The sequence below is a fragment of the Pseudomonas sp. 2995-3 genome (assembly GCF_002742565.1).
Classification (GTDB): domain Bacteria; phylum Pseudomonadota; class Gammaproteobacteria; order Pseudomonadales; family Pseudomonadaceae; genus Aquipseudomonas; species Aquipseudomonas edaphica.
This window is the reverse complement of record NZ_LJSB01000071.1, coordinates 1-300: the sequence shown is the minus strand read 5'-3', so window position 1 is coordinate 300 and position 300 is coordinate 1. Positions and strand designations below refer to the sequence as shown.

Below are 300 nucleotides of genomic sequence, written 5' to 3'. Positions count from 1 at the left end.
CCTTTAGTTACATCTTTATAGTATGGTCCTATTTTCCCAGGGATGTTTTTGAAAGCAGTGGTGAATTATTGTATAGTAAGCATAAAATAAACGAACGAGGTCGTGGTAACGTGCGTATTAATAAATATTTAAGTACTTCAGGAAAAACTTCTAGACGAGGTGCTGATAAGTTAATAGAAGCTGGTAAAGTAACAATTAACGGGAAGCCAGCCGAGATAGGCAGTCAAGTGGAGCCTGGAGACGATGTTCGATTAAATGGAGAACCCGTGAGAGTGGCTAGAGAAAACGTTTATATTGCTC

General features: G+C 39.0%; 1 protein-coding gene. It reads left to right on the top strand.

Annotated features, from left to right (window positions below; all coding sequences use genetic code 11):
* Positions 1–110 precede the first annotated feature (110 nt).
* Positions 111–300, top strand: a 190-nt coding sequence (locus tag AOA62_RS03860; protein WP_256592280.1) for a S4 domain-containing protein, incomplete at its 3' end; no start/stop codon positions are given.